This window comes from Streptomyces sp. NPDC031445, from assembly GCF_055581365.1.
Genome location: NZ_JBVIJO010000009.1, coordinates 77,343 through 90,355, shown reverse-complemented (window position 1 = coordinate 90,355; position 13,013 = coordinate 77,343). Strand labels below are relative to the sequence as shown.

The 13,013-nt window shown below is 74.5% G+C and carries 15 protein-coding genes; 6 read left to right on the top strand and 9 right to left on the bottom strand.

The window, feature by feature from the left end; all coding sequences use genetic code 11:
- Positions 1-4 precede the first annotated feature (4 nt).
- The 6 genes from ACZ5DC_RS23710 to hypA are packed head-to-tail and all read left to right on the top strand — an operon-like array spanning position 5 to position 3,755.
- Complete coding sequence (locus tag ACZ5DC_RS23710; protein ID WP_468655689.1) at positions 5-1,804, top strand: nickel-dependent hydrogenase large subunit; 1,800 nt, start codon at positions 5-7, stop codon at positions 1,802-1,804.
- Positions 1,797-2,345, top strand: coding sequence for a NifU family protein (locus ACZ5DC_RS23705; protein ID WP_468655687.1), 549 nt, complete (start codon positions 1,797-1,799; stop codon positions 2,343-2,345). Before ACZ5DC_RS23710 ends, ACZ5DC_RS23705 begins: the two co-directional genes overlap by 8 nt.
- On the top strand, positions 2,342-2,929 hold the full coding sequence (locus tag ACZ5DC_RS23700; RefSeq protein ID WP_468655685.1) for a DUF5947 family protein: 588 nt from the start codon (positions 2,342-2,344) through the stop codon (positions 2,927-2,929). Before ACZ5DC_RS23705 ends, ACZ5DC_RS23700 begins: the two co-directional genes overlap by 4 nt.
- A gap of 26 nt (positions 2,930-2,955) precedes the next feature.
- Positions 2,956-3,162, top strand: coding sequence for a hypothetical protein (locus ACZ5DC_RS23695; RefSeq protein WP_468655683.1), 207 nt, complete (start codon positions 2,956-2,958; stop codon positions 3,160-3,162).
- Positions 3,163-3,169: 7 nt separating this feature from the next.
- Positions 3,170-3,391, top strand: a complete 222-nt coding sequence (locus ACZ5DC_RS23690) for a hypothetical protein (protein ID WP_468655681.1) — start codon at positions 3,170-3,172, stop codon at positions 3,389-3,391.
- A gap of 7 nt (positions 3,392-3,398) precedes the next feature.
- A complete protein-coding gene (gene hypA / locus ACZ5DC_RS23685) occupies positions 3,399-3,755 on the top strand; it encodes a hydrogenase maturation nickel metallochaperone HypA (protein WP_468655679.1) in 357 nt (118 codons plus the stop codon).
- A 20-nt stretch (positions 3,756-3,775) separates the two neighbouring features.
- On the opposite strand, the gene hypE is transcribed toward hypA, so the two are convergent.
- The 9 genes from hypE to ACZ5DC_RS23640 all read right to left on the bottom strand — a co-directional run bounded on the left by hypE (position 3,776) and on the right by ACZ5DC_RS23640 (position 12,821).
- Complete coding sequence (gene hypE, locus ACZ5DC_RS23680; protein WP_468655678.1) at positions 3,776-4,855, bottom strand: hydrogenase expression/formation protein HypE; 1,080 nt, start codon at positions 4,853-4,855, stop codon at positions 3,776-3,778.
- Positions 4,848-5,993 carry a hydrogenase formation protein HypD gene (hypD, locus tag ACZ5DC_RS23675; RefSeq protein WP_468655676.1) on the bottom strand — a complete coding sequence of 382 codons (1,146 nt, stop codon included), beginning with the start codon at positions 5,991-5,993 and terminating at the stop codon, positions 4,848-4,850. Before hypD ends, hypE begins: the two co-directional genes overlap by 8 nt.
- On the bottom strand, positions 5,990-6,280 hold the full coding sequence (locus tag ACZ5DC_RS23670; RefSeq protein ID WP_058079171.1) for a HypC/HybG/HupF family hydrogenase formation chaperone: 291 nt from the start codon (positions 6,278-6,280) through the stop codon (positions 5,990-5,992). Before ACZ5DC_RS23670 ends, hypD begins: the two co-directional genes overlap by 4 nt.
- Before the next feature lie 3 nt (positions 6,281-6,283).
- Complete coding sequence (hypF, locus tag ACZ5DC_RS23665; RefSeq protein WP_468655673.1) at positions 6,284-8,683, bottom strand: carbamoyltransferase HypF; 2,400 nt, start codon at positions 8,681-8,683, stop codon at positions 6,284-6,286.
- Entirely contained in the window at positions 8,680-9,399 is a 720-nt protein-coding gene (hypB, locus tag ACZ5DC_RS23660; RefSeq protein ID WP_366753473.1) for a hydrogenase nickel incorporation protein HypB, read from the bottom strand. The genes hypF and hypB overlap by 4 nt, the downstream gene beginning before the upstream one ends.
- A gap of 58 nt (positions 9,400-9,457) precedes the next feature.
- The gene (locus tag ACZ5DC_RS23655; RefSeq protein WP_468655671.1) at positions 9,458-10,036 is read right to left on the bottom strand and encodes a hydrogenase maturation protease; all 579 of its coding nucleotides are present in this window, start codon (positions 10,034-10,036) and stop codon (positions 9,458-9,460) included.
- Positions 10,033-11,742, bottom strand: coding sequence for a hydrogenase maturation protein (locus tag ACZ5DC_RS23650; protein ID WP_468655669.1), 1,710 nt, complete (start codon positions 11,740-11,742; stop codon positions 10,033-10,035). The genes ACZ5DC_RS23655 and ACZ5DC_RS23650 overlap by 4 nt, the downstream gene beginning before the upstream one ends.
- A gap of 66 nt (positions 11,743-11,808) precedes the next feature.
- A complete protein-coding gene (locus ACZ5DC_RS23645) occupies positions 11,809-12,177 on the bottom strand; it encodes a hypothetical protein (protein ID WP_468655668.1) in 369 nt (122 codons plus the stop codon).
- Positions 12,178-12,296: 119 nt separating this feature from the next.
- Complete coding sequence (locus ACZ5DC_RS23640; protein ID WP_468655666.1) at positions 12,297-12,821, bottom strand: hypothetical protein; 525 nt, start codon at positions 12,819-12,821, stop codon at positions 12,297-12,299.
- Between the last annotated feature and the right edge of the window lie 192 nt (positions 12,822-13,013).

Genomic DNA, 13,013 nt, shown 5'->3' with positions numbered 1-13,013 from the left:
CGACATGACGACCACCGAGGACCCGACCCGGGTCACGGGGCGCAAGCCCGCGCAGATCGTGGACATGTCCTGGGACCCGATCACCCGGATCATCGGCAACCTCGGCATCTACACGAAGATCGACTTCGCCAACCAGGAAGTCGTGGAGTGCCACAGCACCTCGTCGCTCTTCCGGGGCTACTCGGTGTTCATGAAGGGCAAGGACCCGCGCGACGCCGGGTTCATCACCTCCCGGATCTGCGGCATCTGCGGCGACAACCACACCACGTGCTCCAACTACGCCCAGCAGATGGCCTACGGCGTCAAGCCGCCGCGGATGGCCGAGCAGATCACCAACCTGGGCGAAGCGGCCGAGTACATGTTCGACCACACGATCTTCCAGGACAACCTGGTCTTCGTGGACTTCTGCGAGGCGATGGTCAAGGCGACCAACCCCGGTGTGCTGGCCCGCGCCGAGCGCACCGACGCGCCCCGCGGGGACATCCACGGCTACCGGACGATCGCCGGCATCATGCGGGCCTTCAACCCCTTCGAGGGCGAGGTCTACAAGGAGGCGCTGAAGGTCAGCCGGGTCACCCGGGAGATGTTCTGCCTGATGGAGGGGCGGCACGTCCACCCCTCCACGCTGTACCCGGGCGGCGTCGGCACGATGCCGCAGCCGAACACCTTCACCGACTACCTCGCCCGGCTGATGCGCGTCATCGACTTCGTGAAGAAGGCCGTGGCGATGAACGACGACGTCTTCGACTTCTTCTACGAGGCCCTGCCGGGCTACGAGGAGGTCGGCAGGCGCCGCATCATGCTGGGCTGCTGGGGCGCCTGGCAGAACCCGGACGTGGTCGACTACCGGTACGAGAACATGGACCGCTGGGGCAAGGCGATGTACGTCACCCCGGGCATCATCGTGGACGGCAAGCTCGTCACCAACAACCTGATCGACATCAACCTCGGCCTGCGCGTCCTGCTGGGCAGCTCCTTCTACGACGACTGGGTCAACGAGCAGCCGTTCGTCACCCACGACCCGCTCGGCAACCCCGTCGACATGCGGCACCCCTGGAACCAGACCACCGTCCCGGTGCCGCAGAAACGGGACTTCGCCGGCAACTACAGCTGGGTGATGAGCCCGCGCTGGTACCACCCCGAGACCGGTCAGCACCTGGCGCTGGACACCGGCGGCGGCCCGCTCGCCCGGCTGTGGTCGACCGCGCTGAACGCCCTGGTCGACACGCCGTACGTCAAGGCCACCGGCGACAGCGTGCGCATCTCCCTGCCCCGGGGGCAGGAACTGCCGGAGACCACCCTGGAGTGGCGCATCCCCAAGTGGAGCAACACCATCGAACGGGACCGCGCCCGGCCCTACTTCGTCGCCTACGCCGCCGCCATGGCCCTGCAGTTCCTGGAGGAGTCGATGGCGCTGCTGCGGGCCGGCGAGACGAAGATCTTCGAGAACTACGAGGTGCCGGACGAGGCGATCGGCTGCGGCTTCCACGAGGCGGTGCGCGGTGTCCTCTCGCACCACCTGGTGATCAGGGACCAGAAGATCGCCAACTACCACCCGTACCCGCCCACCCCGTGGAACGCCAGCCCGCGCGACATCTACGGCACCCCGGGCCCGTACGAGGACGCCGTGCAGGGCCAGCCGATCTTCGAGGAGAACGGTCCCGACGACTTCAAGGGCGTCGACATCATGCGCACCGTGCGCAGCTTCGACCCCTGTCTGCCGTGCGGAGTGCACATGTACATGGGCAAGGGCAGGACGCTCACCACCGTGCACTCGCCGACGTACGGGGCGAACCATGGCTGACGCTGACGCGGGCCGGCTCGCGGACCCGGCGGTCGAGGCGCGGCTGGCCCGGCTGGACGAGCTGCTGGCCGGGCTGGAGTCCGCGCCCGGCCCCGCGGCGGGCAACGCCGTCGAGGCCGTGCGCCTGCTGACCGAGGTGTACGGCGAGGCCCTGGCCCGGGTGCTCGACGTGACCGGCGGACAGCCGGCCGGGCGGCTGGCCGAGGACGAGCTGCTGGGGCATCTGCTGGTGTTGCACGGGCTGCACCCCGAGCCGCCCGCGCGGCGGGCCGAGCGCGCCGTGGACCGGCTGCGGCCGGCGGTGCGCGAGCGCGGCGGCGACGTCGAACTGGTCGGCGTCGACGGGCAGGTGGCCCGGGTGCGGGTCACGGAGGCGGGTGGCTGCGGGTCCGGCTGCGGCGGCGGGCCGACGGTCGCCGACGCCGTACGGGAGGCCGTGCTGGCGGCCGCACCCGAGCTGACGGCGGTCGAGCAGCTGACCGCGCCGGCCGCGCCCGCCTTCGTACCGCTTCACTCGCTGATGGTGCGGGAGGCGCGGTGAGGGCGGACGGCGCGCTGGCCCGGGTCATCCGCTCGGCCGCCGGACCGGACGGCCCCGAGCGGTGCGACCTGTGCGCACAGGCCGTGCCGGAGGAGCACCGCCATCTGTACGCCGCCGACCGCGAGGAGCTGCTGTGCGCCTGCGGGGCGTGCGCGGTGCTGTTCGCCGGTGAGGGCGCGGGCGGCGGCCGGTACCTGATGGTGCCGAGCCGCCGGGTGCGGCTGGCCCCGGTGGACACCGGGCCGCTCGGGGTGCCGGTCGGGCTGGTGTTCTTCGTCCCGCGCGCCGACGGCACGGTCACCGCGCAGGGCCCGAGCCCGGCCGGGGCGATGCGCTGGGAGGTGGAGGCGGACCGCTGGGCCGAGATGTGCGGCGCGTGTCCTCCGCTGGCGACCATGGCACCCGAGGTGGAGGCTCTGTTGGTGAACACCGTGCGGGGCCTGGACCACCACTGGATCGTGCCGGTGGACGACTGCTTCCGGATGGTCGCGCTGGTCCGCCGCGAGTGGCGCGGCCTCGCCGGAGGCGGCCGGGTCTGGCCGGCCGTGGAGCGGTTCTTCGCGGAGCTCACCGAGCGGCCGTGAGGGCCCGGCAGGAGAGGAGAGAACCGATGAGCGCCATCCGAGTGGGCCGCCCCCAGGCGAGGCCCGACACACCGGTCCATGTGCGCGGGCTGCACCAGGGCAACAGGGGGCCCTACAAGCACCAGACGGGACACCACGAGGACGGCACGTCCGACGCGCGCCGTTCCACCGGGGTCCACTGGAAGCGGCACAACGCCATCATGAAGATCATGCCGAACATCTCCCCGGGATGAGGACAGGATGAGACAGCACAAGGGCATCGCGATGAGGAGGCGGCCGGCGGACACGGCGGCCGGGCAGGTGCGGACGGGAACGACGGCGCGGCGCGTGCTGATCGCACAGGGCGCCGCGCTCGGCGCCCTCACGCTCGGGCTGCTCGTCCTCGAACTTCCCGGCATCGTCCGCGAGGTGCGCATCTGGCGCATGGTCAACCTGCGCTCCGGCGCCAGGCGCCCGCGCTGAGCCGGCCGTGCACGAGCTGTCGATCGCGACCGCGATCGTGGAACAGGCGGCGGAGATCGCCCGCGCGGACGGCGTGACCGGTGTGGCCTCGGTGACCGTCCGGGTCGGGGAGCTGGCCGGTGTCGTGCCGGACGCGCTGCACTTCGCCTTCGAGGTGGCCCGCGACGGCACGGCGCTCGCCGGGGCCCGGCTGGTCGTGGAGCAGGTGACGGCGCGGGCCTGGTGCGGCGGGTGTGCCGAGGAGTTCGCGCTCGGCATGCCGCCGTTCTTCTGGTGCCCGCGCTGCGACCGGCCCTCGCAGGAGCTGCGCGGCGGCAGGGAGCTGGAGATCACGGACGTGGAGGCGGCCCCGGCCCCGGCCTGACGGCGGGGCCGGGGGCTTCCTCAGCAGATCCGCGGCAGCTGCTCGCCCAGCGGCAGGTCCAGCACGCGGGTGCCGCCGAGCCCGGTGGCGACGACGACCATGCCGGGGTGGTCCGCGACGCACTCGCCGACGCGGGCGGCGCCGGTGCCCTGCGGGTGGGCGCGCATGGCCGCCAGGACGGCGTCGGCGTGCTCGGCGGGGACGAAGGCGACGAGCCGTCCCTCGTTGGCGACGTACAGCGGGTCGAGGCCCAGGAAGCCGCAGGCGTTCGCGACCTCGTCCGGGACCGGCACGGCCCGCTCCCGCAGCCGTACGCCGGTGCCGGAGGCACGGGCGATCTCGTTGAGGGACGCGCCGAGGCCGCCGCGGGTGGGGTCGCGCAGCACGTGGACGTCCGGGGTGACCGCCAGCATGGCCGCCACCAGGTCCGCGAGCGGTGCGGTGTCGGAGGTGATCTCGACGCCGAACTCCAGGCCCTCGCGGACGCTCAGGACGGCCACGCCGTGCAGGCCGATCGGTCCGCTGACGAGGACGGCGTCGCCGGGCCGGGCGCGCTGCGGCCGGATGTCGACTCCCTCGGGGACGAGGCCGACGCCGGCGGTGGTGACGTAGACGCCGTCGCCGTGCCCGGACTCGACCACCTTGGTGTCGCCGGTGGCGATGGTGACGCCGGCGGCCCGGGCCGCGTCGCCCATGGCGCGGGCGACGCGCTCGACCACTGCCAGTTCCACGCCCTCCTCCAGGATGAAGGCCGCGGAGAGGTGGGTGGGCCGGGCACCGCTCATCGCCAGGTCGTTGACCGTGCCATTGACGGCGAGGTCGCCCAGGCAGCCGCCGGGGAAGAACAGCGGGCGTACGACGTAGGAGTCGGTGGAGAAGGCCAGGCGGGCGCCGCCGAGGCCGAGGACGGCCGAGTCGGTGAGCGCCGCGAGCGTGGGATTGCCGTAGGCGGGGGCGAAGACCTGCTCGATCAGTTCCGCCGACAGGGCGCCGCCTCCCCCGTGGCCCATGACGACGACCGGCTGGTCGCGCAGGGGTGCGGGGCAGGTCCAGTTCACGGGGTCGACGGGGGCGGTGTCCGGGGTGGCGAGGTCAGCCAACGGGGTTCATCTCCTCGCGCGGGATGCGGGATCCCTGTGGTGCCGGGCTGTCGGTCATCCTGCGGTACAGGTAGTAGGCCGCGCAGGCGCCCTCACTGGAGACCATGGTGGCGCCGAGCGGGGTGCGCGGGGTGCAGGCCGTGCCGAACGCGGCGCACTCGGTGGGCTTGATGAGCCCTTGCAGGACGTCGCCGGCGCGGCACACGGCGGGTTCCTCGGTGCGGATGCCGGTGACGTCGAAGCGGTGTTCGGCGTCGTAGGCGCGGAAGGCGTCGGACAGCCGCCAGCCGCTGGCCGGGATGCGGCCGATGCCCCGCCAGTTGCGGTCGGTGACCTCGAAGACCTCCTCGATCATGCGGACCGCTGCCGGGTTGCCCTGGTCGCGTACGGCGCGGGGGTAGGCGTTCTCCACCCGGTGCTCGCCGCGCTCCAGCTGGTGGACGGCGCGCCGGACGCCTTCGAGGATGTCGAGTGGTTCGAAGCCGGTGACGACGATCGGGACGCGGTGCCGTTCGGCGAGGTCCGGGTACTCGGCGGTGCCCATCACGCTGCACACGTGCCCGGCGGCGAGGAAGCCCTGCACCCGGCAGGCGGGGGCGGCCATGATGGCCTCGATCGCCGGGGGGACCCGGACGTGGGACACCAGCAGGCTGAAGTTGGCCAGGCCCAGGCGGCGTGCCTGGTGGACGGCCATGGCGTTGGCGGGGGCGGTCGTCTCGAAGCCGATGGCGAAGAACACGACCTGCCGGTCGGGGTGTCTGCGGGCCAGCTCCACGGCGTCCAGCGGTGAGTAGACGACCCGTACGTCGCCTCCCTCGCCCTTGACCCGGAACAGGTCCCGGCCGGTTCCGGGCACGCGCAGCATGTCGCCGAAGGAGCAGAAGACGACGTCGGGGCGTGCGGCGATCTCCAGGGCCTTGTCGATGACGTCGAGGGGGGTCACGCACACCGGGCAGCCGGGTCCGTGGATCAACTCGACTTCCTCCGGGAGGAGCTGGTCGATGCCGTGGCGGATGATGGAGTGGGTCTGGCCGCCGCAGACCTCCATCAGGGCCCAGGGCCGGGTGACGGTGGCGTGGATCTCGTCCAGCAGCCGCCGCGCCAGCTCGGGGTCGTTGAACTCGTCGATGTACTTCACCGGGCCTCCGTGCCGCTCTCCTGGCGTGCCGCCTGCTCCCAGGCGTCACCGAACTCCTCCTCCAGCAGTCCCAGCTGGCCGAACAGCTCCAGGGACGCGCGGGCCGACTCCTCGTCGAGGCGCTGGAGCGCGAAGCCGACGTGGACGATGACGTACTCCCCCACCTGGATGTCGGGCAGGTACTCCAGGCAGGCCTGTTTCTGTACGCCGCCGAAGTCGATCAGGCCGGTGAGCGGGTCGGCACGGTGGTCGATGGACACGACCTTGCCGGGCACTGCCAGACACATGGGTCACTCCGTCTCGTGGTGGACTGCTGTTCCCGCGACCATCAGCTGGCCGAGTGCCAGACCGCCGTCGTTCGGGGGGACTTCGCCGTGCCGGAGGACGGTGAGGCCGGCCGCGGTGAGCAGCGCGGCGGTCTCCGCCTCCAGCAGGGCGTTGGCGAAGACACCGCCGGTCAGGGCGACGGTGGTGAGGCCGGTCTCCGCGCGGGCCCGGCGGCTGAGGTGCGCGACCGTCCGGGCGACGCCCCGGTGGAAGCGGGCGGCCAGGACGGGTACGGGCGTGTGGCGGGCCCGGTCGTGCAGCAGGGCGCGGAGGGCGGGGGCCGGGTCCATCTCCCAGGCGGGGCCGGGGATCCGCCGGCCCGGCGACCGGCGCCAGGGGGTGCCGGTGCCGGTGCCGGAGAGGGGGGTGAGGCCGAACGGGTAGGCGCCGGTGTCCGCGTCCCAGGCCCTCAGCGCGGCCGCCTCCAGTTCCAGCGCCGGCTGTGCCTCGTAGCCGGCGCGGTGGCACAGCCCCACGAGGGACGACACGGCGTCGAAGAGCCGTCCCATGCCGGAGGTCGGCACACAGGCCAGTCCGCGCCTCAACTGCTGCCGCAGTACGGTGAGTTCGGTCGCGGTGCACGCCTGGACGCTTGGCAGTGCGGGTTCCCACGGCAGTCCCGCCGCCCACAGCCGGGCCAGCGCCAGCCGGCAGGGGTTGGCGACGCCGGTGTCGCCGCCGGGCAGCGGGGCGGGGGTGAGACGGGCGAAGCGGCGGTAGCCGGTGTAGTCGGCGAGCAGGATCTCGCCGCCCCACACCGTGCCGTCGTCGCCGTACCCGGTGCCGTCGAAGGCGACGCCGATCACGGGTGTGCGGCCGTCGAGGCCGTGTTCGGCCATCGCCGAGGCGATGTGGGCGTGGTGGTGCTGGACCAGCACCGGTGCGCCGAGGCCGAGCCGGGCGGCCCGGCGGGTCGAGTGGTAGCCGGGGTGGCGGTCGGCGGCCGCCAGCCGGGGAGTGACCCCGGTGAGGACGGTGAGGTGCCGTTCGGCGCGTTCCGCGGCGGCGAGGCCGGCCAGGTCGCCGAGGTCGCCGATGTGCGGGCCGAACCAGGCCTGGTCGTCCTCTCCGAGGCACAGCGCGTTCTTCAGGTCGCCGCCGGTGGCGAGCGTGGGGCGGACCGGGAGCGGGAGGCGCAGCGGGCGCGGGACGTAGCCGCGCGAGCGCCGCAGGACCTGTTCGGTGCCGTCGGGGCGGACGCGCAGCAGGGAGTCGTCGCAGGGGGAGGCGATGGGCCGGTCGTGGGTGAGCCAGGCGTCGGCGAGTCCGGCGAGCCGGGTCAGCGCCTCGGCGTCGTCGGTGACGATGGGCTCGCCGGAGCGGTTGCCGCTGGTCATGACCAGGGCGCGGGGGCCGGGCGGGTCGCCGGGCAGGCCGAGCAGGAGGGTGTGCACGGGGGTGTAGGGCAGCAGCAGGCCCACGTGCGGGCTGCCGGGGCAGACCTGGTCGGCGAGGCGGAGGCCGTCCGGAGGTGTGCGGCGGCGCAGCAGGACGATGGGGCGGCGGGCGCTGGTGAGCGCGGCCCGTTCGGCGGCGCGGAGCACCGCGACGCGTTCCGCCGTCTCCAGGTCGGCGCACATCACGGCGAACGCCTTCTCGCCCCGCTCCTTGCGGCGGCGCAGGGTGGCGACCGCCCGGGGGTCGGTCGCGTCGCAGGCCAGGTGGTAGCCGCCGACGCCCTTGACGGCGACGACGTGCCCGGCGGCGAGCAGTGCCCGTGCCGTCGCGAGGGCCTTCGCGTCCCGGGCCGGGCGGACGCCGAGGCCCGCGGCCGGGACGAGACTGAGGCGCGGGCCGCAGTGCGGGCAGGCGACGGGCTGGGCGTGGAAGCGCCGGTCGGCCGGGTCGCCGTACTCGCGGGCGCAGGCGGGGCACATCGGGAAGCCGGCCATGGTGGTGGCCGGCCGGTCGTACGGCATCCCGGTGGCGATGGTGAAGCGGGGGCCGCAGTGGGTGCAGGTGACGAAGGGGTGGCGGTGCCGTCGGTCGCCGGGGGCGGCGAGTTCGCGCAGGCAGTCGGCGCAGGTCGCGGTGTCGGGCGGGAGCTGGGTGCGGCCCGGGGAGCGCTCGGTGGGGCGGATGGTGAAGGGGCCGGTGGCGCCGGTGGCGGGGACGTCCTCACTGCCGACGCCGGTCACGGTCGCGAGCGGGGGCGGCTGCTCGGTCAGCCGGACGGCGAACCGGTCCACGTCGTCCGGCGGGCCCTCGACCTCGATGAGGACGCCGTCCGCGGTGTTGCTCACGAACCCGGTCAGCGCGAGCCCGGCGGCCAGCCGGTGCACGTACGGCCGGAAGCCGACGCCCTGGACCGTGCCGCGCACCGTGATCCGGCGGCGGACCGGACGGGTGACGGGCGCGGTCACGAGACGGGGGCGGAGGCGGGGTGGTGGTGCGGGTGCGGGGCGAGCGGCGGGCGGTGCGGCGGGGCGCCGTCGCGGGCGGCGAGGGCGCGGTCGAGGAGGGCGCCGACGCCGGTGCCGGTGCGGGCGCAGGACCGGATGATCTCCACGCCCGGGTTGACCTGGTGCACGTTCTCGTGGAAGAGGCTCTCGTCGAAGCCGGCCGGTCCGGCGAGGTCGGTCTTGGTGATCACGACGAGGTGCGCGGAGCCGAACGCGGTCGGGTACTTCAGCGGCTTGTCCTCGCCCTCGGTGACCGCCATCAGCACGATCCGCAGGGTCTCCCCGAGGTCGTAGGCGGCCGGGCAGACCAGGTTGCCGACGTTCTCCACGAAGAGCACGGAGGTGTCCGGCGGCAGCCAGCCGGTGAGCCGGGCGCCGACCTGGCGGGCCTCCAGGTGGCACAGGCCGTCGGTGAGCAGCTGCTGGACGGGCGCGCCGGACCGGGCGAGCCGGACGGCGTCGTTCTCGGTCGCGAGGTCCGCGGTGAGCGCGGCCACCGGGACGCCCCGCTCCCCGGCGCGGGCGAGCACCCGGGCGAGGAGCTCGGTCTTGCCGCTGCCCGGGCTGGACAGCAGGTTGACGAGGGTGACGCCCTGCCGGGCGAGGTCGTCGCGCAGGCTCGCGGCCAGGCCGTCGTTCTTCGCCAGCACGGCCTGTTTGACGTCGGACCGGCACATGGGCGGTGCTCCTCGGGTGCGGTGGTGCCCGGGCCGCGTGCGGTGCGGCCCGGGGGTGTCACCGATCTTGGGCCGCGCCGGGCGCCGTGCCCGGCAGCGCAGCCGCGTGCGGGGTCCCGGATTCCACCGGGCAGCCCAACGGGGGCAGGGGTCCGGCGGGGTCGGTGAGGAGGGCGGGGACGAGCGCGTGCAACGCGTCGACGGCCCGGCCGACGGCTTCCCGCACCGGCGCGCTGAGTCCGGGCAGGAGGTCGTCGCCGTCCGGCAGGACGCCGGGTTCGCAGGCGAGGACGAGGACCCGGGGCAGGGGCTCGTCACCCAGGTGGGCGGCCAGGGCCAGCACCTTCGCCGGGTCCATGCCGTGGGCCTCGGGCACGGCGGTCCCGTCGGGGGGTTCGGCCTCGATCAGGGAGAGGGTGCCGGGGCGGTGCCCGCGCGGGGCCGCGTCGACGAGGACGGCGGTGGCGCAGCCGGACAGCAGGTCGTAGGCGAGGTCCAGGCCGCGGATGCCGTAGTCGCGGACCCGTGCCCCGGGGGGCAGCGGGCGCTGGTCCAGTGCGCGGATCACCTCGGGGCCGAAGGCGTCGTCGCCGAGGAAGATGTTGCCGACACCGGCCACCAGCAGGCGCGCCGTCACCGGGCGCCCGCGGCGGCCGGGGCGAGGGGCCGGGCGGAGCCGCCCGGTGTCTTGCGGACGAAGGCCGAGCGCAGGGCGTGGTAGGGGGCCTCGGGGTCGAAGAAGAGGGCGTGCATACGGGCCAGTTCCGCCTCCCGGTACCGGGCGAGGGGCCGGTCCCGCTCGTCGGTGGCGCGGGCCGCCGCCTTGGCGGCGATCCGCCGGTCCAGGTCCCCGGCGGCGGCGAGGCCCGTCGCCAGTCGCCCGACCTCGGCGGCGAAGTCCCCCGGTGCGGCCGGCAGCAGCCGGTCCACGAGGCCGAGCCGTGCCGCGGTGGCGGCGCTGACCGGCAGGGCCTGCGTCGTCAGCCGCCCGGCCTGCTCCGGGCCGACACGGCGCGGCAGGGTGTACGTCCAGAACTCGGAGCCGTACAGGCCCATGCGCCGGTAGTGCGGGTTGAGGACGACGCCGGCGCGGCACCACACCTCGTCGGCGGCGAGGGCCAGCATGGCGCCGCCGGCCGCCGCGTTGCCGCCGAGCGCGGCGACGACCAGCCGGTCGGTGGTGCGCAGCACGGCCTCCACGAGGTCGTCCATGGCGTTGAGGTTGGTCCAGGACTCCTGGGCCGGGTCGGGAGCCGCCTCGATGACGTTCAGGTGGATGCCGTTGGAGAAGAAGTCCCGGGTGCCGCCGAGGACGAGGACGCGGGTGGGGCGGGTGAGCGCCTCGGTGTAGGCGGCGAGCAGTCTGCGGCACTGGCCGGTGCTCATCGCGCCGCCCGGGAAGGAGAAGGCGAGGAAGCCGGTGTCGCCGTGCTGCCGGTAGCGGATGTCGGTCCAGGTGCGCCGGCCGGCCGGGAGCTCCAGCGGGGCGGGGACCTCCGGGAGGGCGAGCCCGGGCCGGTACCCGGCGAGGACGGAGGCGGCGGGGCGACGGAAGGGCGCCGGGTCGCCGGAGCCCTTGCGGGGGCGCAGTTCCGGGATCCAGACCGCGCCGTCCCGGGTGGCCCGGCAGACGGCGCCCGCGCGCTGGGCCAGCAGGGTGCCGGGGCGGCCGCGCAGTTCGCCCTCGGGGTGCCCGCCGTGCAGGAACACCTCGTGGCCGAGGAGTTCGTCCAGGACGCCGGGCTGGGAGTCGGCGCCGCGCAGCTTGCGCAGGACCGTGCCGGTGTCGTCGCGCTCCCAGTCGATCCGCCGCCGCTCCTGCCGGAAGGCGTCCCGCCAGACGACGGTGACCGACTCGTCGGTCTGCGGCAGCGGCTTGTACCCGCCGTCGGCGTAGCGCCGTACGGCCGTCAGGACGGCGGTGACGGCGGCGTCGGAGGCCTCGTTGCGGTACAGGTCGCTCTTGCCGACGGGGGGCACGGGGAACGGCTCGGCCGCCCAGACCGGGCCCGCGTCCATCGCCGCCTCGGCCTGGAGGACGGTCACGCCCCACTGCCCGGCTCCGTCGGCGATGGCCCAGTCCAGCGAGGACGGGCCCCGGTCACCGGGCGGGCCGGGGTGCACGATCAGGCAGGTGTGCTCCCGCCACACGTCCTCGGGCAGGGCCGTCCGGAGCATCGGCGCGATGATCAGGTCGGGGCGCGACTCGCGCACGGCGGCCCGGACCGGGTCGGGGCCGTGCGCGGCGAGCACGACGTCCAGCTGGTGCCCGAGGTCCGACAGTTCGGCGTACAGGCGCTGGGAGAGGCTGTTGAACGCGCTGGCGACGAGCAGAATGTCCATGCCACGGCATGGTCGCCGCTCGCCCGGGTGCCGGGAAGTACCGCGGCGGCGTTTCGCCGGCCCGGCTCAGGTCTCTTCCTCCATCCGGATCGCGTTCCGCAGATCCTCGAAGGCCTGGCTGCGGTCGTCCTGGTGCGCCTCCAGCAGCGCGGCGGCGATCGCGTCGAGCTTGCGCTGGATCGCGTGTTCGGCGCGCATCTCGGCGTTCTTCAGCAGGGCCAGGAGCAGCAGGGCGACGGCCGTCATGGACTCGCCCGCGAGGAGCAGCACCTCCAGCGGCAGGTGGGCGATGTGGGAGGCGGCGAAGAAGCTGACGAGGGCCAGGCAGAACAGGAAGAACAGCGGTGAGCTGGTGAAGTTCGAGGCGTATTCGGCGAGCTGCTCGAACCGGCCGCGGCGGGGGCCGCCGCGGTGGACGGGGTTCTTGAACGTCATGGCCGAGCCTTTCCCGCGAAGGGCGGCTGACGCGTCAGCTCCGCAGTACCCCGGTGGGGGCGTACGACACCGGGGCCCGGCCGGGTGCCGTGCCGTGCCCGGGGGCCGGTCCGGCCGTCTCAGGCCGCGAGGGGCTCACCGGGCGCCAGGCGGTCCACGAGCTGGTCGTGGTGCAGCTCGGCCACCGGCCACAGCAGGTCGGGGTGGCGGAGCAGGGCCGCCGCGCCGCGGTCGCCGTCGTCGGGGGCGAGCAGCCGGCGGAACTCGACCGGGGTCGCCGCGTGCTCGCTCCCGGCGAGTGCGGCGACGGCCAGGACGGCCAGCTCGGGGTCGGTCAGCAGGGCGGCGGCCCAGCTGGCCACGACCTCGTCCACCCAGGTGCGCCAGGCCCAGTCCTCGGCGGGGTGCCCGCCGGCCCGCTCGGCGCCGGCGATCCAGTCGAGACGGGCCGCGCCTCCGGGGCCCGCCATGGTGACCAGGCCGGCGTCGATCGCCGTGGGGTACCGCAGCCAGGCGGCGACCGTCACCGCCTGCCGGGCCTGCGCCTCGCACAGCGCGGAGGCCAGCGCGCCGCCGCACGGCGGGTAGGCGACCGTCAGCCAGCGTGCCGTCGCGGCTATCAGGGGGGACAGATCAGTGAGCACAGCCGGGCCGTCCGAGGTGCGAAGGGGTTCAGGGCTCCACGCAACGGTAGCCCGGTGCCGGTCACGGCCGGGAGGGGGTGCGTACCAGGTCATATGTGACCTCACCCACGCACCCCGCGCCCCACGCCCTCACCGGGGGGGACCCGCGCGCCGGTGCGGCCACTCACCCGCCTCCCCCACTCACCGGGAGCA

Coding starts and splice junctions, on each gene's coding strand:
- ACZ5DC_RS23645 (WP_468655668.1), bottom strand. CDS start 12,177: ATGACGTTCAAGAACCCCGTCCACCGCGGCGGCCCCCGCCGCGGCCGG.
- ACZ5DC_RS23690 (WP_468655681.1), top strand. CDS start 3,170: ATGAGACAGCACAAGGGCATCGCGATGAGGAGGCGGCCGGCGGACACG.
- hypB (WP_366753473.1), bottom strand. CDS start 9,399: ATGTGCCGGTCCGACGTCAAACAGGCCGTGCTGGCGAAGAACGACGGC.
- ACZ5DC_RS23695 (WP_468655683.1), top strand. CDS start 2,956: ATGAGCGCCATCCGAGTGGGCCGCCCCCAGGCGAGGCCCGACACACCG.
- ACZ5DC_RS23670 (WP_058079171.1), bottom strand. CDS start 6,280: ATGTGTCTGGCAGTGCCCGGCAAGGTCGTGTCCATCGACCACCGTGCC.
- ACZ5DC_RS23650 (WP_468655669.1), bottom strand. CDS start 11,742: ATGGACATTCTGCTCGTCGCCAGCGCGTTCAACAGCCTCTCCCAGCGC.
- ACZ5DC_RS23710 (WP_468655689.1), top strand. CDS start 5: ATGACGACCACCGAGGACCCGACCCGGGTCACGGGGCGCAAGCCCGCG.
- ACZ5DC_RS23705 (WP_468655687.1), top strand. CDS start 1,797: ATGGCTGACGCTGACGCGGGCCGGCTCGCGGACCCGGCGGTCGAGGCG.